At 58.6% G+C, this 25,345-nt stretch carries 24 protein-coding genes; 10 read left to right on the top strand and 14 right to left on the bottom strand.

What is annotated here, in order from left to right:
• The first annotated feature begins 138 nt into the window (after positions 1 to 138).
• On the top strand, positions 139 to 1,566 hold the full coding sequence (locus tag GIW69_RS16940; protein WP_236483949.1) for an aldehyde dehydrogenase family protein: 1,428 nt from the start codon (positions 139 to 141) through the stop codon (positions 1,564 to 1,566).
• A 37-nt stretch (positions 1,567 to 1,603) separates the two neighbouring features.
• Here GIW69_RS16940 and GIW69_RS16935 read toward each other — a convergent pair whose 3' ends face one another.
• From GIW69_RS16935 to GIW69_RS16925, 3 genes are all read right to left on the bottom strand, one after another.
• Positions 1,604 to 3,337, bottom strand: coding sequence for a GMC family oxidoreductase N-terminal domain-containing protein (locus tag GIW69_RS16935; protein ID WP_236483948.1), 1,734 nt, complete (start codon positions 3,335 to 3,337; stop codon positions 1,604 to 1,606).
• Between the two features lie 14 nt (positions 3,338 to 3,351).
• Positions 3,352 to 4,401, bottom strand: a complete 1,050-nt coding sequence (locus tag GIW69_RS16930) for an ABC transporter substrate-binding protein (protein WP_236483947.1) — start codon at positions 4,399 to 4,401, stop codon at positions 3,352 to 3,354.
• A 216-nt stretch (positions 4,402 to 4,617) separates the two neighbouring features.
• Positions 4,618 to 5,529 (bottom strand): LysR family transcriptional regulator, encoded by a 912-nt coding sequence (locus GIW69_RS16925; protein WP_236483946.1) that lies wholly within the window; start codon positions 5,527 to 5,529, stop codon positions 4,618 to 4,620.
• A 108-nt stretch (positions 5,530 to 5,637) separates the two neighbouring features.
• Here GIW69_RS16925 and GIW69_RS16920 point away from each other — a divergent pair, with 108 nt between their 5' ends.
• A complete protein-coding gene (locus tag GIW69_RS16920; RefSeq protein WP_236483945.1) occupies positions 5,638 to 6,717 on the top strand; it encodes a tartrate dehydrogenase in 1,080 nt (359 codons plus the stop codon).
• A gap of 107 nt (positions 6,718 to 6,824) precedes the next feature.
• Positions 6,825 to 7,751: a 2-hydroxyacid dehydrogenase gene (locus GIW69_RS16915; RefSeq protein ID WP_236483944.1), complete on the top strand. Its 927-nt coding sequence runs from the start codon at positions 6,825 to 6,827 to the stop codon at positions 7,749 to 7,751.
• 34 nt (positions 7,752 to 7,785) lie between these two features.
• Here the strand turns inward: GIW69_RS16915 and GIW69_RS16910 are convergent, their stop codons facing one another.
• Together GIW69_RS16910 and GIW69_RS16905 are read right to left on the bottom strand one after the other, a co-directional pair.
• Entirely contained in the window at positions 7,786 to 8,625 is an 840-nt protein-coding gene (locus GIW69_RS16910) for a DUF1206 domain-containing protein (RefSeq protein WP_236483943.1), read from the bottom strand.
• Positions 8,626 to 9,233: 608 nt separating this feature from the next.
• Positions 9,234 to 10,457, bottom strand: a complete 1,224-nt coding sequence (locus GIW69_RS16905; RefSeq protein WP_236483942.1) for an MFS transporter — start codon at positions 10,455 to 10,457, stop codon at positions 9,234 to 9,236.
• Positions 10,458 to 10,571: 114 nt separating this feature from the next.
• Between GIW69_RS16905 and GIW69_RS16900 the strand changes: the two genes are divergently transcribed.
• A complete protein-coding gene (locus GIW69_RS16900; RefSeq protein WP_236483941.1) occupies positions 10,572 to 11,477 on the top strand; it encodes a LysR family transcriptional regulator in 906 nt (301 codons plus the stop codon).
• On the opposite strand, the gene arsH is transcribed toward GIW69_RS16900, so the two are convergent.
• From arsH to GIW69_RS16885, 3 genes are all read right to left on the bottom strand, one after another.
• Entirely contained in the window at positions 11,469 to 12,167 is a 699-nt protein-coding gene (gene arsH / locus GIW69_RS16895) for an arsenical resistance protein ArsH (protein ID WP_236483940.1), read from the bottom strand. The two genes, GIW69_RS16900 and arsH, sit on opposite strands and share 9 nt — an antisense overlap.
• A 9-nt stretch (positions 12,168 to 12,176) precedes the next feature.
• Positions 12,177 to 12,647 carry an arsenate reductase ArsC gene (locus tag GIW69_RS16890; RefSeq protein ID WP_236483939.1) on the bottom strand — a complete coding sequence of 157 codons (471 nt, stop codon included), beginning with the start codon at positions 12,645 to 12,647 and terminating at the stop codon, positions 12,177 to 12,179.
• Positions 12,648 to 12,719: 72 nt separating this feature from the next.
• Positions 12,720 to 13,067 (bottom strand): metalloregulator ArsR/SmtB family transcription factor, encoded by a 348-nt coding sequence (locus GIW69_RS16885; protein ID WP_236483938.1) that lies wholly within the window; start codon positions 13,065 to 13,067, stop codon positions 12,720 to 12,722.
• A gap of 261 nt (positions 13,068 to 13,328) precedes the next feature.
• Between GIW69_RS16885 and GIW69_RS16880 the strand changes: the two genes are divergently transcribed.
• Positions 13,329 to 14,183: a serine hydrolase domain-containing protein gene (locus GIW69_RS16880; RefSeq protein ID WP_236483937.1), complete on the top strand. Its 855-nt coding sequence runs from the start codon at positions 13,329 to 13,331 to the stop codon at positions 14,181 to 14,183.
• A 96-nt stretch (positions 14,184 to 14,279) separates the two neighbouring features.
• On the opposite strand, the gene GIW69_RS16875 is transcribed toward GIW69_RS16880, so the two are convergent.
• The 3 genes from GIW69_RS16875 to GIW69_RS16865 are packed head-to-tail and all read right to left on the bottom strand — an operon-like array spanning position 14,280 to position 16,437.
• A complete protein-coding gene (locus tag GIW69_RS16875; protein ID WP_236483936.1) occupies positions 14,280 to 15,278 on the bottom strand; it encodes a saccharopine dehydrogenase NADP-binding domain-containing protein in 999 nt (332 codons plus the stop codon).
• On the bottom strand, positions 15,275 to 15,676 hold the full coding sequence (locus tag GIW69_RS16870; protein ID WP_236483935.1) for a VOC family protein: 402 nt from the start codon (positions 15,674 to 15,676) through the stop codon (positions 15,275 to 15,277). Before GIW69_RS16870 ends, GIW69_RS16875 begins: the two co-directional genes overlap by 4 nt.
• 17 nt (positions 15,677 to 15,693) lie before the next feature.
• Positions 15,694 to 16,437, bottom strand: coding sequence for an SDR family oxidoreductase (locus GIW69_RS16865; protein ID WP_236483934.1), 744 nt, complete (start codon positions 16,435 to 16,437; stop codon positions 15,694 to 15,696).
• Between the two features lie 138 nt (positions 16,438 to 16,575).
• On the opposite strand from GIW69_RS16865, the gene GIW69_RS16860 reads away from it, so the two are divergent.
• Positions 16,576 to 17,466, top strand: coding sequence for an AraC family transcriptional regulator (locus GIW69_RS16860; RefSeq protein ID WP_236483933.1), 891 nt, complete (start codon positions 16,576 to 16,578; stop codon positions 17,464 to 17,466).
• 158 nt (positions 17,467 to 17,624) lie between these two features.
• Positions 17,625 to 18,389 carry an OBAP family protein gene (locus GIW69_RS16855; RefSeq protein ID WP_236483932.1) on the top strand — a complete coding sequence of 255 codons (765 nt, stop codon included), beginning with the start codon at positions 17,625 to 17,627 and terminating at the stop codon, positions 18,387 to 18,389.
• Positions 18,390 to 18,501: 112 nt separating this feature from the next.
• Here the strand turns inward: GIW69_RS16855 and aceE are convergent, their stop codons facing one another.
• Positions 18,502 to 21,171, bottom strand: a complete 2,670-nt coding sequence (aceE, locus tag GIW69_RS16850) for a pyruvate dehydrogenase (acetyl-transferring), homodimeric type (RefSeq protein WP_236483931.1) — start codon at positions 21,169 to 21,171, stop codon at positions 18,502 to 18,504.
• 179 nt (positions 21,172 to 21,350) lie between these two features.
• Between aceE and GIW69_RS16845 the strand changes: the two genes are divergently transcribed.
• Complete coding sequence (locus GIW69_RS16845) at positions 21,351 to 21,803, top strand: MarR family winged helix-turn-helix transcriptional regulator (protein WP_236483930.1); 453 nt, start codon at positions 21,351 to 21,353, stop codon at positions 21,801 to 21,803.
• A 12-nt stretch (positions 21,804 to 21,815) separates the two neighbouring features.
• On the opposite strand, the gene GIW69_RS16840 is transcribed toward GIW69_RS16845, so the two are convergent.
• Positions 21,816 to 23,036, bottom strand: coding sequence for a transketolase-like TK C-terminal-containing protein (locus GIW69_RS16840; RefSeq protein ID WP_496570930.1), 1,221 nt, complete (start codon positions 23,034 to 23,036; stop codon positions 21,816 to 21,818).
• On the opposite strand from GIW69_RS16840, the gene GIW69_RS16835 reads away from it, so the two are divergent.
• Together GIW69_RS16835 and GIW69_RS16830 are read left to right on the top strand one after the other, a co-directional pair.
• Positions 23,022 to 23,660 (top strand): glutathione binding-like protein, encoded by a 639-nt coding sequence (locus GIW69_RS16835; RefSeq protein ID WP_236483929.1) that lies wholly within the window; start codon positions 23,022 to 23,024, stop codon positions 23,658 to 23,660. The genes GIW69_RS16840 and GIW69_RS16835 overlap by 15 nt on opposite strands.
• 260 nt (positions 23,661 to 23,920) lie before the next feature.
• Positions 23,921 to 24,670 carry a LuxR family transcriptional regulator gene (locus GIW69_RS16830; RefSeq protein WP_236483928.1) on the top strand — a complete coding sequence of 250 codons (750 nt, stop codon included), beginning with the start codon at positions 23,921 to 23,923 and terminating at the stop codon, positions 24,668 to 24,670.
• On the opposite strand, the gene GIW69_RS16825 is transcribed toward GIW69_RS16830, so the two are convergent.
• Entirely contained in the window at positions 24,663 to 25,319 is a 657-nt protein-coding gene (locus GIW69_RS16825; RefSeq protein ID WP_236483927.1) for an acyl-homoserine-lactone synthase, read from the bottom strand. The two genes, GIW69_RS16830 and GIW69_RS16825, sit on opposite strands and share 8 nt — an antisense overlap.
• Positions 25,320 to 25,345 lie beyond the last annotated feature (26 nt).

Here is a 25,345-nt window from a genome sequence, read left to right as displayed (position 1 = left end):
GACCTGAGCTTATGCCTGGCACAACTATTAGTAAATTGCCCTGAACAAAAAACCCCGCCTATTCTGGTGAGCGGCTGCGTAAGGCGACCCGTGGATTTTTCCGCGTGGCACTTCTCCCTTCACGAGACCTTCCTTTTTATGAAAAACAATCTGAAATTCTATATCGATGGCCGCTGGGTAGAGCCACACAGCGCTGATCGCCTGCCCGTGATCAACCCCGCCACCGAGGAGGCATTCTGTGAAATCGCCATGGGCGATCTGAACGATGTCGATAACGCCGTGATGGCCGCCCGACGCGCTTTTCCTGAGTTCTCAAGCACGTCACCCGCGCAGCGCAAACAACTGCTGCAACGGATTCTTGAGGTTTTCATGACGCGCTACGATGAAATCGCCGAGGCCATCGTGCAGGAAGTCGGTGCGCCGAAAGCCTTGTCCCACGCCTGGCAGGCCGGGATCGGCAAGCGTCACCTGGAACAACTGCTGCTGACGCTCGACACCTTCGAGTTTCAGAAATCCCGAGGCACCACGCTGATTGCTCAGGAGGCCGTGGGCGTGGTGGCGCTGATTACGCCCTGGAACTGGCCGATCAATCAGATCGTCTGCAAGGTCGCGCCGGCGTTGGCTGCCGGTTGCACCATGATTCTCAAGCCAAGTGAAATCGCACCGATCAACGCCTTGTTGTTTGCCGAGGTCATGCACGACGCTGGCGTGCCGGCGGGCGTTTTCAACCTGATCAACGGCGATGGCCCAACGGTTGGCGCCGCTCTGTCGGCGCATCCGCAAGTAGACATGGTGTCGTTCACCGGTTCGACCCGCGCCGGCACGGAAATCGCGCGACTGGCCGCACCGACGGTCAAGCGTGTGCACCAGGAACTAGGCGGTAAATCGGCCAACATCTTGCTCGACGACGTCGACCTGCAAGCGGCCGTGACCAACGGTGTCGACAGTTGCTTTGGCAACAGCGGCCAGTCCTGCAATGCGCCGACGCGCATGTTCGTGCCCGCCGCGTTGCACGATCAGGCCGTAGACATTGCCCGCCGCGCCGCGCAAAAACACATCGTCGGCGCCCCCGATGCAGACGCGACGACCATGGGGCCGGTGATCAGTGAACGCCAGTACGACAGCATCCAGCGGATGATTGCCATCGGCATCGATGAAGGCGCGCAACTGGTGTGCGGCGGGCCCGGTCGCCCCGACAACCTCTCGCGGGGCTATTACGTGCAGCCGACGATTTTCGCCAATGTCACCCAGGACATGACCGTCGCCCGCGAAGAAATCTTCGGCCCGGTGCTGGTCATCCAGCCCTACGACGATGAAGCGCAGGCAGTCAGCATGGCCAACGACAGCGTGTTTGGCCTCGCAGCTTACGTGCAATCGGCGGATCAGTCGCGAGCCCGCGATGTTGCCCTGAAAATGCGTGCCGGCAGCGTCTACATCAACTACCCGAATTGGGATTCCGGCGCGCCGTTTGGTGGCTACAAACAATCGGGCAATGGCCGCGAATATGCCGAATGGGGGCTGGAGGCGTTTCTGGAAGTGAAGGGGATTGTCGGCTGGGGAGCTTGACGCCCCCGTTTTGACAGGTTCAGCGGCCAAGTGATTGTTACAGTTCAGACGCTACCTTGGCCGCACAACCCGACACCTTCGCCTCAGCCTTGATCAGATCGGCCATGCGTTCGGCGATCATCAGGGTGGGGACATTGGTGTTGGCGCAGGGAATCGAAGGCATCAGCGAGGCGTCGCACACGCGCAATCCTTCGACGCCGATCACGCGACCGTCACCGGTCGTCACCGCCAGTGGATCGTCGGCGCGTCCCATGCGGCAGGTGCCTGACGGATGCCAAGTGCCACCGACATTGCGCTGCACGAACTCGGTCAGTGCCTTGTCATCGGCGAGCAGTTTTTTCAGGGTAACGCCCTGAGTAACCAGGCCATGAATCAGCAAGCCCCGCAACGGCCCGGCAATATCCAGCAGCAGGCTCATGACCCCGCGTTGCAGCGCATTGATCGTGCCCGGCATCGCGACCTTGGCCACGCGGGGTGAATAGCTTGATGGGAAAACCACGCTGCGTTCGCAACTCAAGGCTTGCGCCGATAACGTCTGGGCACCGAAGCGCAAGGCCTGCTTCAAGCGCTCGAGGTCACGGTGATCGCTGAGCATGTCAAAGCGCACTTGCGGTTCGTCATGCGGATCGCTGGACGTCAGGCGCAGGCGTCCTCGGGAATAGGATTTGTTGACCCAGAAAAACATCGTGCCCAATCGATAACCGATCGAATGCCAACCGGATCTTGAAAGAATTGCACCGTGCATGTCACAGGGCACCGTGTCGGCCAGGCCCGAGGAAAAACGCACGATGGCCTGCTCATGATGCTCTTCGGGAAACGCCGTGCGGCCTTCGCGGTTGAGCAGCGCAGACACGGCAATCGAAGGATGCTCCATCAGGTTGCCGCCCACCCCCGGACGGTCAGCCACCGACATAATGCCCAGCGCAGCCAAGTCGTCCGCCGGGCCGATGCCACTGCGCAGCAACACCGCAGGACTGTGGATCGCACCGGCACAGACGATCACTTCACGCGCCCTCAAGGTTTCGTCGAGGCCATGGCTGTCGATAATCCTGGCGCCTGTCGCACGACCAGTCTCGATCAGCACGCGATCAACCACACATTGGGTACGCAGGATCAGGTTCGTGCGCCGGCGAACTTCATCGGTCAGGTAACACACCGACGTGGGGATTCGTTCACCCTGCTCGCTGACGCCAATGGCGCCCACGAACACGCCCTCCTCCCAGGGGCCATTCTGGTCGGGCTTGTGTTCGAGACCTTGGCCACCCAAGACCTTCATCACACCTTTGACGAAAGGAGAAAGGCGTTCAGAGGGCGTACGGCGGATCCTGACCGGGCCGTCGTTGCCATGCAGGGATTTATCCTGCGGCCCACAAAAATCGGTGTCGTTTTCCAGCTTGCGAAAATACGGCAGGCACGTTTGCCAACTCCAGCCTTCTGCCCCCAGCGCCTGCCATTCGTCATAGTCGGCCGGCGCGCCACGGTTGGTCATCAGGGCGTTGATTGCCGAGCCCCCGCCAAGGATTCGCGCTTGCTCATAGCGCCGTGAGGCACTTGCGCGATTGCCCATCAATGCCGTCAGTCGCTGCCAGATATTGCTGGCGTCCAGATAGGCCCGCCCCGGGTAACGGCTGCGTATTTCGGGGGGCATCGTCTGCCGGGATATGTCGCGCCCGGCCTCGATCAGGCACACCTGTTTGTCGGGGTCTTCGGAGAGCCGGGCGGCCAGCGCGCACCCGGCCGAGCCACCGCCCAGAATCAAATAATCAATCATGCCGACACCCAGCCTTACTGAACGAACTTGAGCCAGCGATCCTTGGCGGCAATCCCCTCTGCGGAGGCCCACCACTCTTCCGACATCAACGCCTGTTTAGCCGCATTGTCCGGCGCGCTTGGCAGTTCCTTGGCCCGCTCAGCGGTGATTTTCCCTGTGGCGAACGCCGCCGGATTACCCGGCCCGTAGTCGATGTAAAGCGGCAGGTTGGCTTGCAGTTCAGGCGATACCGCTTCGTTGACAAACCTCACGGCCGCTGCATAGTTCGGGGCGTTTTTCAGGATGCACAACTGAGTGTTTTGCAGAAGACCGTCGTTATAGGTGAAGGACACGTCCGGGTTGCTTTTCTGCACGGCACTGGCGCGGCCATTCCAAATCATCAGCATGTCGACCTCGCCATCCGCGAGCAATTGCGCCGACTGCCCCCCCGATGTCCACCACACGGCGATGTTTGGTTTGATCTGCTCCAGACGCTTGTAAGCGCGATCGACGTCCAGCGGGTAAAGCTTGTCGCGGGGCACGCCATCGGACAGGAGCGCCGCTTCCAGGGTGCTCATCGGATCGTTACGCAAGGCACGCGCGCCGGGGAAGTTCTTCACGTCCCAGAATTCGGCCCAGGTCTGCGGCACTTTCTTCAGGTTTTTTTTGTTGTAGCCAATGACCGACGAGTAGAACTCGTAAGCCACCGAATACGGGGTGCGATAGGCTTCCGGCATGCTTTTCACGTTCGGCAGCTTGCTCAGATCCAACGGTTCGATTAGCCCTTCCTTGCCACCGCGCAAGCAGTTGGAGGGTGGTGTATCGATCACGTCCCAGACCGGTTTTTTCGCCTCGCCCTGCGCCTTGACCATTGGCCAGGCATCGGGTGCGCTGTCTTGTTTGATGGTGATGTTCAGCAGCTTGGCCGCCGGATCCAGAATGGCCTTGGTCTGGGCCTCCTGGTAACCGCCGCCTTGGGAGACAAAGGTGATTTCGTCGGCCATCGCGGGCATGGCGCCTGCCACCGAAAGACTCAACAGGGAAATGACGGAACCGAACGCTTGAGCAACAGACAAGGTTTTCATGGCAAATCATCCTGGACGTAGATTAATTCGGCAGCGTTAAAACCTCGACTGAACACCCTGCACAGCGTGCTTTGCTCAGATTTGATTTTTTATTCGACCGAGCGGGACATCTCGACGTTACAAGAGCATGACACCCACGGGCAATGCACGAATAGTCAGGGATGGCATAACCTCAGATCATGCTTGGCTCTCCGTTAACTTGCCCGCGCCATGCGCTCACTTGAGCGCCGCGAACGGCAAGCGCTTGCCCAGTTCCTGCGCAAGATAACGGGCGAATACCGAGATGCGTTGAGGAATATGCCGGCGATGCTGATAGACCACAAAGATATCGGCTCTCGGCGCCTGGTAATCACTGAGCACCGCCCGCAAACGGCCGTTTTCCAGATGTTCCTGAACATTCCAGCGCGAACGCAAGATGAGCCCATGTCCGTCCAGCGCCAGGCGTAAAGCGACTTCACCATCGTTGCTCGACAGCGTGCCGCTGACCTTGTGGGCATAATCCTGACCCTCCTTGCTGAAGCGCCAGATCGCATAGTCGCTACCGAACTGGCGCAGCACGATGCAGTTGTGCTTCACCAGATCAGCCACCCCCGTCAGCTCAGGCATAGCTTCAAGGTATTGTGGCGACGCACAGAGAATGCGCGGATTTTCCAGCAGGCGCACAGCGACCAGCCGCGAATCGGGCGGCTCGCCCATGCACACGCTCATGTCGAACTGATCATCCAGCAAGCTCAAAGGCTGGCTGGACAACTCCAGGGAAAGCTCCAGCTCCGGGTGCAATCGGGCGAAGCTGGAGACCACGGGCGCCAGATGTTGTCGGCCAAAACCCAGGGTGCCATTGATCCGCAAGCGCCCCTGCAAAGTCGGCTGCCGACTGTTGAGCGCACTCTCCAGCTCTTCCAGTTGCCGCAGGATCGGCCGCCCGCCCTCCAAATACAAGGTTCCTTCTGGTGTCAGCGACAAACGTCGGGTGGTGCGCTGCAACAACTGCACCCCCAAACGCGCTTCGAGCTGGCTCAGGCGCTTGCTGACCGCCGGCAACGACAGGCCGAGATGCCGCGCCACTTCGGTCAGACTGCCGCGTGTCGCCACCTGCTGGAAGAAACTCAAGTCATCGATGATTGCCACGGATTCTTTCCTGAAATTTAAGAATGGCTTTCGCGCAAGGCTAATTATTAATACAGCGCGACTGCATACACTGGCAATCAGTCCACATCAATCCGAGGAGTCGAAACCATGAGCAAAGCCCAGTACAAAATTGCAGTGATCCCCGGCGACGGCATCGGCAAGGAAGTCATGCCCGAAGGCGTGCGCGTACTCGACGCGGTGGCGGCCAAACACGATCTGGAATTGCAATGGGACTGGTTTGATTTCGCCAGCGCCGATTACTACCTCGCACACGGCAAAATGATGCCTGACGACTGGTTCGACATTCTCAAGGGCTACGACGCGATCTATTTCGGCGCAGTCGGCTGGCCAGACGTCGTGCCTGATCACATTTCCCTGTGGGATTCGTTGCTGCAGTTCCGTCGCGAATTCGACCAGTACGTCAACCTGCGCCCTTGCCGCCTGATGCCGGGCGTCAAGGCGCCGCTGGCGAATCGCAAGCCCGGCGATATCGATTTCTGGGTTGTGCGGGAAAACACCGAAGGCGAATATTCCAGTGTCGGCGGCAAGATGTTCCCGGGCACCGAGCGGGAAATCGTGTTGCAGGAAACCGTCATGACCCGCGTTGGCGTCGACCGCATCCTCAAGTTCGCCTACGACTTGGCCCAGAGCCGCCCGAAGAAGCACCTCACCTCTGCTACCAAATCCAACGGCATCGCCATCACCATGCCGTACTGGGATGAGCGCGTTGTCGAAATGGGCAAGAAATTCCCTGAAGTGAAGGTCGACAAGTACCACATCGACATTCTCACGGCGAACTTCGTCCTGCACCCGGACTGGTTCGACGTGGTGGTCGCGAGCAACCTGTTCGGCGACATCCTTTCCGACCTTGGCCCCGCCTGCACCGGCACCATCGGCATCGCGCCGTCCGCCAACATCAATCCGGAGCGCAACTTCCCGAGCCTGTTTGAACCCGTGCACGGCTCGGCGCCGGACATTGCCGGGAAAGGCATTGCCAACCCGATCGGCCAGATCTGGTGCGGCGCGATGATGCTCGAACACCTCGGCCACCCTGAGGCTGGAGCGGCAGTGCTGGCCGCCATCGAAACGGTTCTGGCAATGGGGCCGGAACACGCACCGTTGACCGCCGATATTGGCGGCAAAGGCAACACCGAAGCCTTGGGCAAGGCCATCGCCTCTGCTGTCTGAGCCGGCAAATACCGCGCAATCTTCCATTCACGGCCGGTGATATGGAAGATTGTTGCGCGTGACTTTGGCATCGTGTGATCACCGTTCCAGCGCTTGCGAGACAGACCATGACCCTGCTGTTCAAAGTCGACGATGCCCGTGGCTGCGCCTGGAAAGCGCTGTTCGAACAACATGCGCCAGATATCGACGTGCGCTTGTGGCCAAACATCGGCGACCCGGCAGACGTGCGCTACTTCGCCGCCTGGCAACCGCCTCGGCAGTTGCATGAGCGCTTCCCGAATCTGGAAGTCATCTTCGCCACCTCGGCGGGCGTCGATCAATTCGACCTCGGCGAACTGCCCGGGCACATCCAGGTTGTACGCATGCTCGACCCCGGCATCGCTGAAGGCATCGTCGAATACGCCTGCTTCGCCGTGTTGAGCCTGCATCGACAGGTTCCGCTGTATCTGCGTCAACAACAGGCCGGGCGCTGGCAAGACCACCTTCTGACCCCGGCAGCGCAACGTCGGATCGGCGTCATGGGCCTGGGCAATCTGGGCAGTGCGGTGCTGCAGAGCTTGCGTGCGTTCAACTTCCAGTTGCATGGCTGGGCACGCTCGCAGAAAAGCATCGACGGTGTGCAATGCCATGCGGGCAACGACCAGCTCGAGCCCTTTCTGAACCAGTGCGACATCCTGATCTGCCTGCTGCCACTGACCGATGACACCCGGGGCATACTGAATGCGAGAACGCTGGCCGCCCTGCCGAAGGGTGCCAGCCTGATCAATCTGGGCCGGGGTGGTCATCTGGACGAAGACGATCTACTGCAAGCGCTGGATGACGGGCAACTGAGCCACGCCATTCTTGATGTGCTCAATGAAGAACCGCCATCACCGGATCATCCATTCTGGCGGCACCCGCACGTCTGGCTGACGCCGCACGTCGGCGCAATGACGGCACCGCAGAGCGCCTTCGAGGGGCTGCTCGCCAATATCAGGCGTCATCAGACCGGCGAGCCGCTGCACGGTTTGATCAAGCGCGATCATGGCTACTGAGGCACGTAAAAAGGAGGCGGCCTGAATGAGCGCGTCAGACTTTCTGCGCAGCGCTCACCTTGCCCCCCGCGACGCCCGGCACATCCATGTTTATCTTGCGCCACGCCGCTTCAGAAAAGCTGTACGCCGAAAAGGCAATCAACCCCAACGCCATCACCATCAAAATCAAAGCGCCTGCGGGCAGATTCTGAAGAGCATCAAGCGCTTCCTTCATCCCGGGAGGATCCGTCGCCTTGTAACGGGAGCCACTGAACTCCAACAGCACCGCAATCTCGATAAACACCACGCCTCTGGCGATCAGCCCGAATCGAGACATCGGGCGTATGTAACGCATCACCTCTTCGTCCGCTTCAAAGTACTTCTCAAATGAAGCTTTCCAGCCTTTGATGATGTGAGCAAGGCCCACGCCCAGCGGGACGAGTGCGATGAGGTGGATCAACACGTTGGAGTGATCCCAGGATAGAAGATGGGCCAGTAAATCCTTCGTCTGCCCGCTGCCGGAATCGCCTGAGCTTCGAGCACCGCTGATGAGCAGGCCCAATGCGAAAAGCGCCAGGCCGCCGTTGACCAGACCGCCTGCCAGCAAACCTGCACGAATGACCCATCCCTTGAGATTTTTGCCGTGATGATCGACGTCGCGAATGGCCTGCAACACGCGCCACGCGGCGAATGCGAGCAGACCGGCCACCACGAGCCCGACCAGAACGTAACCGAAAGGTTGGCTTAATAACGCTTCAAGACTTTTGTGACTGTCCTTTGATCCTGTCGAATCTTTAGCGGCCAGCAGCGCGAAGATACCGATGATCAGATAAAGCACGCCCCGAGCGGCGTATCCGCCCCGAGCGAGTGCGACGAGGGTGTTTTGCGCGAACATTGGATTGTTTCCGAGGGGTAGTAAGCAGCAGACCCGCCGCGTGCGCAGGCGTTCGATAAAAGCCGACTCACTACAGATACTGTAGGAGCGAGCCTGCTCGCGATCGCGTCAGGTCGGTTGGCAATGCGTTGACTGAAGGATCGCTTTCGCGAGCAGGCTCGCTCCCACAGGGATTTGGGTGAAACCGAAAATTCCGTTTTGCCTCAAATCCTGTGGGAGCCGGGCTTGCCCGCGATGGCGGCGGCACAGGCTCAAGGGCAGTGCCTGACATCCGCAATCACCAGCAGACCGGCGCAACGAAACGCCGCGGCGGATTATCAGCGCGGCGCTACCGACGGATCCGCGATCTGCCTCAGCAAGAGCCTGGTGGGATGCCGTCCTTGTTGAAGTCTTTCAGGCGTTCGCGCTCGTCCTCGGTGGAATGTGCAGGCACCTCTTTTTCAGGCTCAGTCTTTTTCTCGTCAGTCATCACGGCTCTCCGCTGGGTGGATACCTGTTTCGGCACTTCATCGACCGGCCAGTTCCAATTTTGCGAGGCCGATACTCGGTAATCACGTCATCCAACCGCCACGGTAAATATTTCGGGCGCAAGCTCGCTCCCGCGGGAATTACTCAATATCCGAGCCTGACTTTCGCAACGTGATCAAAGCAACAATCGCCGCAAGCACCAGTAACACAGCGCTCGCGAGAAAGGTGACCCGGTAGCCGCTGCCATCAAACAGCATGCCGCCGACGGTCGAGCCCAGCGCAATGGAGAGCTGAATGACGGCCACCATCAGCCCTCCCCCAGCCTCGGCGTCTTTGGGCAGCGCTCGCGCCAGCCACGCCCACCAACCCACTGGCGCGGCTGTCGCGATCAACCCCCACAGCGCGAGTAATACGAAAACCGCCACAACACCGCCGCCAAGTACGATCAAAGACAGTGCGATGGCCGCCATCAGCAGCGGAATGCAGATCAGGACGCGATAAACACCCGCCTTCAAGAAATTGCCAATCAACACGGTGCCGATGAAACCCGCCACGCCGATGGTCAGCAGGATCATCGACAACGTGGAAACGTCAACATGCGTAACGGTTTCGAGGAACGGGCGCAAATAGGTAAACAGCACAAACTGCCCCATGAAGAAAACCCCGGCGCCTAACATGCCGAAGCTCACCAAAGGGCTTTTGAGCAACCGGAAGACATTGCCAGTGTCCGCTTTACGCGGCTCCGCTTTCATGGCGGGCAGGCTGATCCACTGCCAGATCAAGGCGATGATCGCGACCGGCACCAGACAGAAAAAAGCACCGCGCCAGCCGATCACGCCGCCCAGATAACTGCCCATCGGCGCGGCCACCACGGTGGCCAACGCATTGCCGCTGTTGAAGATTGCCAAGGCCTTCGGCACGCTTTGCGACGGCACCAGGCGCATGGCCATGGCCGCCGACATCGACCAGAAACCGCCGATGACCACGCCGATCAACGCGCGACCGGTCATGTACACCGTATAGTTTGGCGCCATAGCAACCACCAGCCCTGACACGCACATCAGCGAGGTCAGCAGCAGCAATAACGTTTTGCGATCCATCGCGCCCGCGAGTCTGGAAATATTCAGGCTGGTCAACACGGCGAAAGCGCCGGAGATGGCGATGCCGTAGCCGACCAGCCCTTCACTGATCTGTAAGTCCGAGGCTATCGGGGTCAGCAGACTGACGGGCATAAACTCCGAAGCGATCAGCGCAAAGACGCACATCGTCATCGCAAAAATGGCGCTCCAGTGGGCGGGTTGCTCCCGGCTTCGCTGTGGGTCATGGGCATCGTTGGCCGGTAGGTCGAACACTTGAGCGGTCATTGAAAAAATCTCATCAACGAATAGTCAAAACACTTCAGGCCACAAAGCTTGACGGATCGTGCGCATCTTGATTAGTAGGAACAATCTTGATGCAGTCATGAGAAAACCTCAGCAATGGCAAATCCCAAAATCAACGACCTCCAGGTCTTTCTGGCGGTGGCGCAGGATCGCAGCTTTACCAAAGCCGCCGCGAAACTGGGCGTCACCCCTTCCGCGCTGAGTCATACCCTGCGCGCACTTGAAGAGCGATTGGGTATTCGTTTGCTGGCCCGCACGACGCGCAATGTGTCGCCGACCGAAGCGGGACAACGGCTGATGCATTCAATCGCCCCGCTGTTCGATCAGATCAACGCAGAGCTTGAAGCGTTGAGTGAATTGCGCGACAAGCCCAGCGGCACCCTGCGGATTTCCTGCACTGACGACCAGATCGAACTGTGCATTCGGCCGATGCTTGCCGGTTTTTTGCAGGAATATCCGGACATCACGCTGGAGTTCTACGTCGATTATGGATTCACCAATGTCGTCGAAGAGCGGTTCGACGCTGGCATCCGGATGGGCGAATCGATCAGCAAGGACATGATCGCCGTTCGCATCGGACGGGACTGGCGTTTGGCGGTGGTGGGATCGCCCGCTTATTTCGAACAAAACCCGCCGCCCTCGACACCCCACGAGTTGACCGATCACCATTGCGTCAACATCCGGCACAGACCTTCAGGCGCGATTTACGCGTGGGAGTTTGCCAGGGGCGGTCAAGCGTTTACCGTCAAAGTCGAGGGGCAACTGGTGTTCAACAGCATCATGCATGTGCTCAATGCGGCGGTTGATGGTGTCGGCCTTGCCTATGTGCCCGAGGAACTGGTTGCACCGTATCTGGCCGACGGACGCTTGATCGAAGTACTGGAGCCCTGGTGTCCCGAGTTTCAGGGTTACCACTTGTACTACCCGAATCGACGGCAGGCATCGCCTGCGTTTTCGGCGTTTGTCGAGGCGTTGAAGTACAGCGTTCCTTCGTCAGATTGAACGCTGATTCACCCGCGCCATCAGTTGCTCAGCCGACTCCTTGCGCTCGGAATAACGATCCACCAGAAAGTCCTGTTGGTCGCGAAGCAGTGCCGTGAACTTCACCAACTCTTCCATCACATCGACGACGCGATCATAGAACGGCGACGGTTTCATCCGCCCAGCGTCGTCGAACTCCATGTAGGCCTTTGGGATAGAGGACTGATTGGGGATGGTGAACATGCGCATCCAGCGACCGAGCACGCGTAGCTGATTGACCACGTTGAACGACTGCGAGCCGCCGCACACTTGCATCACCGCCAGGGTTTTGCCCTGGGTGGGGCGAACGGCGCCGAGTTCCAGCGGGATCCAGTCGATCTGCGCCTTGAACACCGCCGACATCGCGCCGTGGCGTTCCGGCGAACACCACACCTGACCTTCCGACCACAGCACCAGATCGCGCAGTTCCTGCACCTTGGGATGATCGACCGGCGCATCGTCCGGCAGCGGCATACCGGAGGGATTGAAGATCCGCGTTTCAGCACCGAAATGCTCAAGCAAGCGCGCCGCTTCTTCCACCAGCAAGCGGCTGAATGAGCGTTCGCGGGTCGATCCGTAAAGCAACAGGATGCGCGGTTTGTGCGCGTCCGGCGCCGTGGGTTTCATGTTCTCGAACAGGGTCAGATCCAGATTGGGTAGGTGCGGCGTCATAAATCCTCCTCAGGATTTGCCGATGTGATCGAGCTCGGCTTTGAGTTCGTCGCGGCTGAGGGTTTCAAGAGGCAGTTCGAAGAAGGCCTGGCAGCGTTGCCTGATGTGCGCCAGCGTGGCGCGGAAGGCCGCGTCAAGGGTTGCATCGTCACCTTCCACATCGGATGGGTCTTCCAGCCCCCAATGCGTCTTCAACGCCGGGCCGAAATACACCGGGCAGCTTTCGCCGGCAGCCTTGTCGCAGACAGTGATCACGATATCCGGCGGAGTGCTTTCAAAGGCGTCGTTGCCTTTGCTGTACAAGCCGTCTGTCGATATGCCGGCCTGCTGCAAGGTGGACAGGCTGCGCGGCAACACCTGGCCTTTGGGGAAACTGCCGGAACTCACCGCCGCGAACCCCGGCGGCGCCAAGTGGTTGAACATGGCCTCTGAAAGGATGCTGCGACAGCTGTTGGCCGTGCACATGAATAGAATTCGCATGGATGATTCCTTTGCTTCGGGCGGACGTCGAAGGTGGAGGCGCGAGGCCTGGATTATCAGCAACCGGGATCGTCAGCAGCAGGCGGCTTCCCGAACGGGACGGCCCTGCATGTTCTGCAGCCGCGCGGCATTGTCCTTGAGCCAGTGCACGTTGGCCTTGGACGTCAGTTTCAGGATTTCATGGATCCAGACAGGCAACTGTGGATTGAGTCGGTAATAAACCCACTGGCCCTGACGACGATCCAGCAGCAGACCGCTGCTACGCAGTTGCGCGAGGTGGCGGCTGATTTTCGGCTGGCTGTCGTCGAGTGCGCACATGAGTTCGCAGACACACAACTCGCCTTGATCGGCAATCAATAGCGTGGCGCGCAGACGGGTTTCGTCGGCCAGGTTTTTGAACACTTCGGGAGGCGTGATCATGGGGGCTCAATACATATGGATTCGCGAATATACGGATAGCCATATTTGTAAAGCAAGCACTAAATTTTCCATGAACGCACGGCGCCCTGAACAGACAAGCGAAACACTTCGGCCCTGCTGCTATGCTCGACGCACCGCTCACTGACCTTCCCGACTCATGGCAAGCGTCACTCTCGCGGCGCGTTTGAGCACCTAGCCTGTGTTCTTCCAGTCGCCGATACCCCGCCTACTTCCCCCTTCCCTTTTAATGCCAGGTATTTGATGCCGAGTTTTCTTGTAGCGAACGGTCAGTCCGAAACCACTGATCTGACTGAGCCGACCGTGCCTTGGTGGAGTTTTACAAAAACGGTTCTGGCCGTAACGGCGCTGACCTTGGTGCGTGATGGACTGGTCAAATTGGATGAGCTGATTGCTGATCAATCGTACACATTGCGCCAACTGCTGCGACACGAAGCCGGGCTCGCCGATTATGGCGAACTGGCTGAGTATCACGCGGCCGTGGCCGCCAATCAGCCAGCCTGGCCGGCAGATGAAATGCTGCAACGTCTGGACGCGTCCCGGCTTCGCTACAGCCCAGGCACCGCGTGGCGTTATTCGAATGTCGGTTATCTGTTGGTTGGCAGGCTGATTGAACGGGTCACGAGGCTAAGGCTTGAAGACGCCGTCAGCCAACGAGCACTTCAGCCTTTGGGACTTTCAGGGGTGCGCTTCGCTAAAACACCAGCGGATGTGCATACGACTTATGACCCGGCGTGGGTCTATCACGGTTTGCTGATCGGGCCCGTGTCGCAAGCGGCACTGTTTCTTGATCGACTGTTCGCCGGTCAACTGTTACCCGACGCATTGCTGCAAGCCATGCAGACCGTCCGCACACTGGGCGGCCCGATTCCAGGACGTCCGTGGATGACACCGGGATACGGCCTTGGCGTGATGCGAGGTTCGGTTGAAGGCGGATTGACCCTATGCGGACACACTGGCAGCGGGCCTGGCAGCGTCATAGCGGTTTACCGCGTTTGCGATGGCGAACGATCTGCCTGCTGCGCCGTGTTCGAAACAGGCGCCAGTGAAAGCAGCGTTGAAACACAGGCCATCAAACACCTGAAATCAACCCTGTAGGCGCTGCCGCAGGCTGCGATCTTTTGATCTTGCTTGCAAAAATCAAGATCAAAAGATCGCGGCATGCGGCAGCTCTTACACGGGCATGTTCGCGGTTCAGCCGTGAATCGCCTCGGTTTTAAGATCACGGATGACCGTTCCCGGAATGCTCATTGCGAAGTCACCTCCGAAGACCCGTGCAGGTGTCGCATAACCGGGCCGGCGCTTGCCGTCCAGAACGTGACGCGCGGCTTCGATCGCCGCCAGTGGCGTGTAGGTGTAGCCGTTGACGGTTTCGATGATCGACCGTGAGACCGAGCCGTCGGCGCCTGTGACTTCAGCCACGGCCCTTGCCCGATGAGCGTCTCGCTCCTCGGCGGTCGGGCCATCCGGCAGCGCTGAAAGATCACCTTCCGGGAAGGCATCGCCAGCGATGTGCACGAACATCTCGATATTGGGAATGCCCGTCGAATGCCATCCCGTGATCAGATCACCGAACGACAATGGCGCGCACAGCACCGGCCCGTCGCCGAAATCAAAGTACCGCGCAAGCGCATCCGGTGCTTCGACCAGTTCACCGTCGACCCGGGCAAGCAGCCCCGCACCGATGATTTCGCTGACACTCATTGCGGAACCGCGTGACATGGAACCCGGCACCTGAAGCGCGATGCTCAGTGAACGTGGTTTTTCCATGCGCTGGGCGACATGCACGGCGAGGCTATCGGTGGGCACCACGTCCCAGCCGACACCCGGCAAAAGCATCACGCCTGCCGCAGCCGCTTCGGTTCCCAAGCGCTCGGCCAGGCGATAGACGTTGATCTCGGCGGTAATGTCCAGGTAGTCGACCCCGGCTTTGATGCAGGCGTGCATCAACGAACTGGCGGTTTGCGCGAACGGGCCGGCGAAGTTGAGCAGGACGTTGATGCCGGCCAGATATTTCGCCGCCTCGGGGCCTGCTTCAAAGACTCGAAAAGGCACGTCGAGTTGTGCGGCGAGCGGCGCGAGTGTCTGGGCATTACGCCCGGCTATCTCGAAGTCCAGCCCCAATACTTTGGCCCGCTCTGCTGCCATGCGCCCGGTGTAACCCGTTGCACCATAGATCATCAATTTATTCATGCGCTGTGCTGCCAGTTCTTGTAGACGAATTCAAGGCTGTAACCGTCGGGATCAAACACATTGGCGGCGTAGTAATTGGGGTCGTAATGCAGCCGCGCGCCCGGTGCGCCGTTGTCCGTAGCGCCCTGCGACATAGCCGCCGCGTAGGCCGCTTCAACCTCGGCCTTGCTGCTCGCCACAAATCCGACGTGCACTGCCCGCCCTTCCACTACGCCCTCACGCAGCCAGAAAAACATCCGGCCTTGGGCGCCAAATCCTTTGAGATCCGGATGCCCCGGCGGGCCGTCCTTGCCGTCGTAGTCCAGCCGCGCAGTGATGCCCAGCGGCTGGAGGGTGTGTTCGTAGAATCGGATCGAGCGCTGGATATCGCTCACCGACACAAAGATGTGATCGAGCATGTCGTTACCTCGCTTGTTCAGATGATGTAGCCGCCCGCGACTTCGATGGATTGGCCGTTGATCCACGCACCCTCTTCGGACAACAGCATAGCGATCACGCGCGCGACGTCTTGCGGCTCGCCGACACGGCCGAGGGCGGTTTGCCCTGCCAGCAGCGCTTCGAACTCGTCATTCAGCCCGCCGCCCAAATCAGTGCGGATCGCACCGGGTGATACCGAGTTGGCACGGATGCGCCGCTCGCCGAACTCCTTGGCCATGTAACGGGTGAGCACTTCGAGGCCGCCCTTGAACGCGGCGTAAGGCGCAACGCCGGCGGTGGCGACACGGGTTGTGGCACTGGTCACGTTGACAATGCCTGCGTGGGTTTCCAACAACGGCAGCAACGTTTGAGTAAGGAAAAACGGGCCCTTGAGATGGACGCCCAGCAACTCGTCGAACTGCGCTTCGCTGACTGACTCCAGCGGATTGAACAAACCATGACCGGCGTTGTTGACCAGGCCGCCGAGCGTGCTCACGCCCCAGGTTACTTGCAAGGTGGTGAGCACTGCGTCGCGAAACACCGCGAAACTAGCGACATCGGCAACGTCCAGTGGCAACGCAACAGCCTGGCCGCCCGCGTCCTGAATGCGCTTGACGACGTGCTCCGCCGCCTCGGCGTTGCGCTTGTAAGTGAGGATGACGCCCATTCCACGCCGGGCAATGTGCTCGGCGGCGCTGGCGCCGATGCCACGGCTGCCTCCGGTGATGACGATAACGCTCATGACGTGCTCCGCTGTCGTTTCAATGAGCGACCACAGTAACGTTCGCCCTATTCGCGCACGCAGCCGATCCTGTCAGAATCCTGCCTGTTTCTGCTTTTTGCTTGCATCAAGCAGTGCAGGCCAGTCAGCATGCGCTCCATGAATAGACAACTTGATGAACTCCGCCATCTGGCCAGACACGCCGAAAACCGCCGCACAGAGACGGGTATCCCGCGTGTCGCCATGGTTCAGGGCAAGATTCCCGAGCACATGTTGGCGGCGGTCTACGACCCGATGATCAACCTGATCCTGCAAGGCAGCAAAACCATGACTGTCGGTGATCGCACGTTGCGCTACGACCCGGCGACGTATTTCGTGATGTCTGTCGACCTGCCAGCGGTGGGTTCGGTACACCCTGCCCCGACCGGCGAACCCTATCTGGCGGTCAGCCTGACACTCGACCCCAGCGTCTTGAGCACGCTGCTCGGTGACTTGCCGAGCCCTGACGGGCGCTATGCAAACGAGGCCGGTTTTTCCGTCGCCGCCGTCACCCCGGAACTGATGGATGCCTGGGTACGCATGCTGCGTTTGATGGGCAAACCTGATGAAATCGCGGCGCTCGCCCCGGCCTACGAACGCGAAATCCTCTACCGCGTGCTGCAAGGCCCGCACGGCTGGATGCTGCGCGAAATCGCCGCGCCGGACACCGCCATGGCCCGCGTCAATCAGGCCATCCAGTGGATTCGTCGCGACTTTGCGCAGCCCATCAGGGTGGAGAGCCTGGCGCAGAAAGCGGCCATGAGCGTGTCGGCGTTTCATCGCCACTTCAAAGCCGTCACCACCCTGAGCCCGCTGCAATACCAAAAGCGCGTACGCCTTTTGCAGGCACGGATGCTGATGATCGCCAATGGTAGAAACGTCACGGCAGCGGCGTTTGAGGTGGGTTATGAAAGTGCTACGCAGTTCAGCCGGGATTATTCGCGGGTGTTTGGCATGGCGCCAGCGCGGGATGCGGCGCGGATTATTGATGGCTCCAGAGGGATGGCCTGAACCTCATCTGCTAAACCGCAGGCAGACGACTGTCGTGGGCTCATCAACGCACCGCCCTATCGCGCACCTCAAACCTTTCTGAACGCGCACCCCATCGGACTTTCTAACCTCAGGCCAGACAATCTGACGCTGGATTGGCTCACGAGAGGGAATTTACGATGAATCAAAACCAAACTCGCCGCATCACCTTCAATGCATCAATGATGGCGTTGATGACGCTGCTGACAGCCTGCGCAGGTAGCAACTCCGCATCAAACGTCGTCGCCCCCGGAGCGGCGAAAACGCCGACGACCACCGCACTTGAGGCCGGCGCCGGGATTTTGCAGTCACGGCCGCCGGTGGAAGCGCTCAACGCTTACCTTGATGGTTTTCATTTTTATAACGGCGACATCAAGGCGCAAATGGAGGCGCATCACTACTGCGCAATCCTCAACGAACAAGTGATCCAGTGTGTGATCTACGATGGCAACCGCAAGGACGCCAAGTTGATGGGCGTGGAATACATCATTGACGAAAAACTCTTTACCCAACTGCCACCAGCGGAAAAAGCCCTGTGGCACAGCCATGTGCATGAGGTGAAATCGGGACAGCTTGTTGCGCCGGGCATTCCGGAATCCGCCGAGCATGCGCTGATGGAAAAACTCGTCCATACCTACGGCAAGACGTGGCACACCTGGCACACCGACCAAGACAAAACCCTGCCGCTTGGCGTTCCGCAACTGATGATGGGTTTTACGGCGGACGGCCAGATCGACCCGAAGAAAGTTGTTGAAAGGGATCGCCGCCTCGGGGTGGACAGCGCCGAAAAAAAACGCGCGCGTGCTGACATCGTGGCGCCAGCCATCGCGCCGGGTGCGGACGCTTGGCAAGACGGCAAAGTCATCCAGATCGCCGATCCGGCCGGCAACCCACACGCTCATTGAAGTACTGTGCAAACCGGATTCGAGCCGATGGCACGTACGATGCTTTGGCGTTGATTTTCATCGCAACGCGTGAAGTCCACCGCGCCATTCACTGGCGCGGTGGACGCTGCTGTCAGACTTTGGCCGGGTCGCGTTTTTCCGGATCAATGCCATAAAGCGCGATCGCGTCTGCCACTTTCGCCCGAGGTAACGTGCCCTCGTCGGCCAACGCTTTCAGTGCCGCTACGGCGATGAAATGACGGTCGACTTCGAAGAACTTGCGCAGGGATTCGCGCGTATCCGACTGACCGAAACCGTCTGTGCCCAGCGCAACAAAGCGACGCTTTGGCACGAACGGACGGATTTGGTCGGCGAATATCTTCATGTAGTCGGTCGCGACAACCACGGGCCCTTGCTGATCCTGCATGCAGGCTTCGACATGACTGATCCGTGGTGCCTGTTCCGGATGGAGCATGTTCCAGCGCTCCGCCTCCTGGCCGTCACGGCGCAACTCGGTCAGACTCGTCACACTCCACACGTCACTGCTGACGCCAAAGTCGGCTTCCAGCAACTGTGCGGCAGCGATGACTTCCAGCAGGATCGAGCCGCAGCCCATCAATTGCACATGCTTGCCTTTGGCTGGCTTGTCTGCGCTGGAAAGTCGATACATGCCTTTGAGAATGCCTTGTTCTGCGCCTTCAGGCATCTCCGGGTGGGCATAGTTTTCGTTGAGCAAGGTGATGTAGTAGTAGATGTCCTCGTTCTCGACGTACATGCGGCGCATACCATCCTGGATGATGACGGCCAGTTCGTAGGCGTAAGTCGGGTCATAGGACACACAGCAAGGCACTGTCGAAGACAACACATGGCTGTGACCGTCATCGTGCTGCAGGCCTTCGCCCATCAACGTGGTGCGGCCGGACGTGGCACCGAGCAGGAAACCTCGCGCTCGCGCGTCGCCTGCCGCCCAGGCCAGATCGCCGATACGCTGAAAGCCGAACATCGAATAGAAAATGTAAAAAGGAACGGTCATTACCCCGTGATTGCTATACGAGGTGCTGGCAGCAATCCATGAAGAAATCGCACCGGACTCGTTGAGACCTTCCTGCATGATCTGGCCGTCTTTGCTCTCTTTGTAGTAGCTGAGCTGGCCCGCATCCTGCGGTGTATACAACTGCCCCACGTGGGAATGAATGCCGATCTGGCGGAACAGACTCTCCATCCCGAAGGTTCGAGACTCGTCGGGAACGATCGGCACGATGACCTTGCCGATGTTCGGATCCTTGAGCAACGTGCCAAGAATGCGCACAAAGGCCATCGTCGTGGAAATCGCTCGGTCACCCGTTCCCTTGAGCTGGCTGTCGAGCACCGACAACGGTGGGATTTTCAGTGACTCGGCATCGCTGAAGCGCGCCGGCAAATGACCGCCCAGTTTGTTGCGCAGTGCCTGGAGATAAACGGCCTCGGCGCTGCCGGCAGGCGGCTTGAGGTACGGCATTTCACTGAGTTGCTCGTCAGTGATGTCCAGCGAGAAGCGATCCCGGAACGCCCTGACCGCCTCTTCACCCATTTTCTTGAGCTGGTGGTTAATGTTCTGCCCTTCACCCGCCTCGCCCATGCCGAAACCTTTCACGGTTTTCGCCAAAATGACGCTTGGCCCGCCGGTGTGACGCATGGCGGCGGCGTAGGCGTTGTAGATTTTTTCCGGATCGTGGCCGCCGCGCGAAAGCTTCCAGATCTGATCGTCGGTCAAGTCACTGACCAGTTCGAGCAGTTCAGGGTATTTGCCGAAAAAGTGTTCGCGTACGTAGGCCCCGTTCTGCGATTTGTAGTTCTGGTACTCGCCATCGACACACTCCATCATGCGCTGGCGCAACAGGCCGCTCTTGTCCTTCTCCAGCAATGCATCCCAACCGCTGCCCCAGATGACCTTGATCACGTTCCAGCCAGCGGCGCGATACAGGCTTTCGAATTCCTGAATGACTTTGCTGTTTCCGCGCACCGGTCCGTCCAGCCGCTGCAGGTTGCAGTTGACGACGAAAATAATGTTGTCGAGTTTTTCGCGGCCGGCCAGTGAGATCGCTGCGAGTGATTCGGGCTGATCCATCTCGCCATCGCCCAGGAATGCCCAGACTTTGCGGCCCTGATGCTCTTTTAGCCCACGGTTTTCCAGATAACGCATGAACCGTGCCTGGTAAGCCGCCGTGATCGGCCCGAGCCCCATGGACACGGTCGGGAACTGCCAGAAATCAGGCATCAGTCGTGGATGGGGATAGGAGGAAATGCCGTCTCGGTCAGTTTCGCGACGGAAGTTGTCCAGTTGCTCCTCGCTCAGTCGACCTTCGAGGTAGGCGCGCCCGTAAATGCCCGGCGAAGAGTGGCCCTGAATGTAGATCATGTCGCCGGCAAACTGCTCGGTTCGTCCGCGAAAGAAATGGTCGAAGCCAACATCGTAAAGCACCGCCGCCGATGCATAAGACGCGATGTGCCCACCCACGTTCGAGTGTTTACCGGCACGCAATACCATCGCCAAGGCATTCCAGCGGATGTAAGCATTGAGCCGTCGTTCGACGCTCAGATCGCCGGGATAGGCTTGCTGCCGATCCACGGAAATGGTGTTGACGTAGGGCGTTGTGACGCGTCCATAGAAATCGCCGTGCTGGCTGACGTCGAAATCAAGCAACTGATCGATCAGATAATGTGCTCGAGGGCGACCTTCAACACTGAGAACCGATTCAATGGACTCGAGCCATTCGCGAGTTTCTTGTGGATCCTCGTCGAGAAACATTGATTGTTGTGCCATCGTCGTCTCCTGGATAGTGCAGCTGGGGCACCGATTCGTTCGGTACCATGGCGAAGGGGCATCGGTGGATACCGGTCCTTCAGGAAGCATGTCGTTGCAATTGCAACAATGATGCTCCGGAATTTATCGTGCTGCGCGTTACAATTGCAACTAAATCTATTTGCGAAAAAAGGTGACTCATGTCTACAAACGAGCCGGATACCTGGTTCAGATTCGTCAGGGCGCACCGCTGCCTGATCAGGGAAATCGAGCGCCGACTCGCTGCGGCCGGGCTCCCCGCCTACGCTTGGTACGATGCGCTGTGGGGAATCGAAAGCGGTGCCGGTGGCAGCCGACGCATGAACGAACTGGCCGACGTCATGGCCATCGAACGCTACAACCTCACGCGCTTGATCGACCGTCTGGAAGCGGAAGGCCTGGTCGAGCGAACCCGCGCCGGTGACGATGCACGCGGCGCTTACGCAACCATCACCCCGAGCGGAAAAATGCTGCGCAAAAAAATGTGGAAGATTTACGAAGGCGCCGTCGACGAACTTTTTCTGTCGCAATTCGATGCCGAGCAGCAACGTTTTTTCAGCGACGCCCTGGAGCGTGCGGCCTCTTCTGCACGTAACAGTGCACGATCCAGCTAAGTGATCACTGCATCACAGCAGATACCGCCGCATGGCCTGCTCCACGAGTGCCGGTGAAAGGATGCCGTCCTCGGCCAGGGCGCGCAGAGCCAGGGTGACGATCCAGTGTTCATTAATGGTGCCCGACACCGGACGGGCCGCCAGTGAACTGATCGAGTCAGCGCCGAGCGCGACGAAACGGCACGACAGGTGCCCGCCAATCTGATCGGCCACATGCTGTGCATAGCCGGTCACGGCGATCACCGGGGTGTCTTCGGTAGTCAGGCAGTCGCGCAAATGCGAGGATCGCCGAGGCGAGTCGGGATTCAGTCGATTCCAGCGCGCCGCCCTGTCGGCATCGCGCGCCAGGCGGGTGTAGCTGGGGCAGCTCCAGAGTTCGCTGGCCACACCCCAATCATCCAGCAGAATCCGGGCCGCCGACACCACGGTTCGCAAGGCCAGGCCCGCGCCTAGCAAGCGTACCTGCGGTTGATCGGCTGGGCCTGCAATCTCGCGAATCCGGTACATCCCCTTGAGTGCGGCGCCGGCATCGAGCGCATTGATTGGCCCAATGAAATCGTTGGGTTCGTCGTGCAGCGCCATGTAGTAAAAGCCGTCATTGCCGTCGATATACAGACGCTTCAACGCCTCGATCGCAATGGCGCGTGCCTCGGCACCGCTGGCAGGATCAAAAGGCAAACAGCGCGAGTTGGCGACCAGCCACATCGGTACCCAGGGATGGGCACCCTTGGGCCAGGTGGAGGGCATTGTTTCGATGTCGTTGCAGAAAATTCCGCGCTCGTCCGACTCGGTCGACAACGCGCAAAGCTCGGCGGACGTCGCTGAGCTGGTCAGGTACAGCAGCGGCCGTTCACTGGCCCGCGCTTGCGGACTGAAACGCAGGGGCCACGCGCTGATCCTTGAGTGAGTCCCTTCAACCCTGGCTCGCTTGTTGGATCGAACCACCCAGACGTTTTTCTTCATCTGCGGATCCTTTTCCAGTCCATTGGCGATATCAATCATGGTGTACAGCGGAGAAGAACATTCTTCGTCGAACCGATGGGCAAGGTTTCGGATCTTGTCGATACAGGCCTGAGCCGCCAGGCCGGTTTCCTGAGTTTTGCTGAAACTGGAAAAACCAATCATTTTTCGAAGCTCTCCGTGCGTTTCGTCATTCTTGAACCATACTGCACGCCTCAACATGATTGCAACTGCAACTACAATCAGTGGAGACGAGCCATGACCACAGCGCATTCCCTCACCCTCTACACGGCTGATACACCGAACGGGCAGAAGATCAGCATTTTCCTGAAAGAGGCAAAAATCGATTACGAACAGGTCAAGCTCGACCTGGGAAAAGGCTGGCAGCATTCCTCTGAATACCTGCAGATCAACCCGAACGGGAAGATTCCCGCCATCGTCGATCATCAAGCCGGTCTTTGCGTATTTGAATCGGGCGCGATCCTTGGTTATCTGTCCGACAAGTTTGATTTCCTGAACCCTGAGTTGCCTGCCGACCGGCTTGCGGTTCAGCAGTGGTTGTTCTTTCAGGTCGGAGCCATCGGCCCGATGCTGGGCCAACTCTGGTGGTTTCTGCATGGCAGCACGACCCATAACGAAGAGGCCATTGCGCGTTACCGCAAAGAATCACTGCGAATTTATGGTGTGGTGAATGAAAGACTGGCCACCAGCCGTTACCTGGCCTCGAACCACTATTCCATTGCCGACATCGCCGCCTTCCCATGGCTTCGAACTCATGAAGAACTGGCGCTGGATATCTCGGCATTCACTCATTTGAATCGGTGGCTTCAGCTCATCGAATCCCGTCCGGCAGTCCAGGCTGGCCTACTTGAATCGAGAACTGTAAAACCCAACTAATGTCAAATGGCCTCAACGGTTGAGCACAGGAATCAATGAGCATTCTGTATACCGCTGCACTGTGCGAATACCGTTGACTGCTGACATCTTAAGGACCTCATCCGCCGGATACTATTTACAGTCTGGCGGCACTGCACCTTATATGATTTCGTAGTGACCTTTTTTCTTTACTACATACCCTAGGTAGCTGACTATCAATCGGGCCTGAAATACCGCCATGGCACATCAAGGACTGAAAGTTATAACAAAAAGGAATTTCTATGGCTGCGCACAATTTTCATGCCCGCACATCGACCAATGATGGACTCGAGCTTAATCAGCGACTTAAAGGATTGCTTGAACCGCATTTAAAATCATTGGGCGAGTGCCACTATGCTTATTTCATTACGCACAAGATGCACCAGGTCCAGCCACGGATTTTTTCAAATTACCCCAAACACTGGATCGATGCTTATAAGGCCGCCAACTATCACCTGATAGATCCGGTTATCATTCATGGTCTTAAATCCGTCGCGCCGTTTTCCTGGCAAGAGGCACTCGAACATTCAGAGCCGGGACGAGGCACTGAGGTGTTCGCCTTGTCGCAACGGTATCGGATCTCAACGGGTTTCACCTTCAGCCTGCACGATTCAAACGGCTTGTTTGCGGCGCTCAGCCTTTGCAGCAATAGCCGGCACAGAACGGAATTTGCACACGCTATCGAACAACAGACGGCCGCCATTCAGATGGCTCTGATACAGCTCCATGACGATCTGACCGCCAGTGTCAGCCCGAGCGACCTGTTTCCTGAGCTGCGCGATGCCCAACTGTCCGACCGGGAAATGGGGGTTCTCAGATGGGTCATCATGGGCAAGGCGTATAGCGAAATAGCGGCGATCCATGCGATCTCTGTTCGCACGGTGAAATTCCACATGTCCAATATTGTCGACAAACTACAGGTGTGCAACGCCAAGCAGGCGGTTTATAAGGCGGTCAGCCTGGGGTTGCTGGATCCTGCGATGCTCATGTAGACACGCTCGTCACGCCCGGCGAGCAGTCAAGCTCAAGCACTTCGTGCAACGGATGCCCGTTCTTCGACTCAATGACCTCTTTGAGTCGTCGATCATTCTCGAGGGTGATCGGCATATCCAGCAGGAGCACTTTCTCTCCCGGTGAAGCCTCGCCAACATCCAGCACATCATAGTGCCATCCGGCCTTGCGGACGATTCGCGACATGGCATGACTGACCACGGTAATGACCGAATCAAGACCCGAACGGGCGGCGTGACTGTGCATGGCCAAGAGCAGCATTTCCGTCAGTGGCAGTCGCCCCAGCCCCAATGCCCGGGAGCGAGTCTTGTCCACGAAAAAACGGCTCGATTCTGCTACCGAGCCGCGCTTGGGTAATGCGTGGGTGAAGAAACTGCGGAACGGCCCCTCTACCATATAAGGATGTACCGTATTGATCAGACGCACGCTGGCCAGCGGAACATTCAAAAACGACCCGACCAGATAGGTCGAAAAAGCATTGTCGTATTCATCTACTTCATGTTCGCCATGGACGTGAACTTTCCAGTTCAAGCGGTCGGCAAATACTTCCTTTCTTAATCCATAAAGATTACCCAGCAGTTCTGGCGAAGCGCTGGCGTAGTCGACACTGCAAAAGCTGACTTTGTTCATGCGCAATACAGTTCCCACAATTTAAA

Source organism: Pseudomonas syringae (genome assembly GCF_021605415.1).
Taxonomy (GTDB): domain Bacteria; phylum Pseudomonadota; class Gammaproteobacteria; order Pseudomonadales; family Pseudomonadaceae; genus Aquipseudomonas; species Aquipseudomonas syringae_S.
This window is presented reverse-complemented; position numbering and strand designations above follow the sequence as displayed.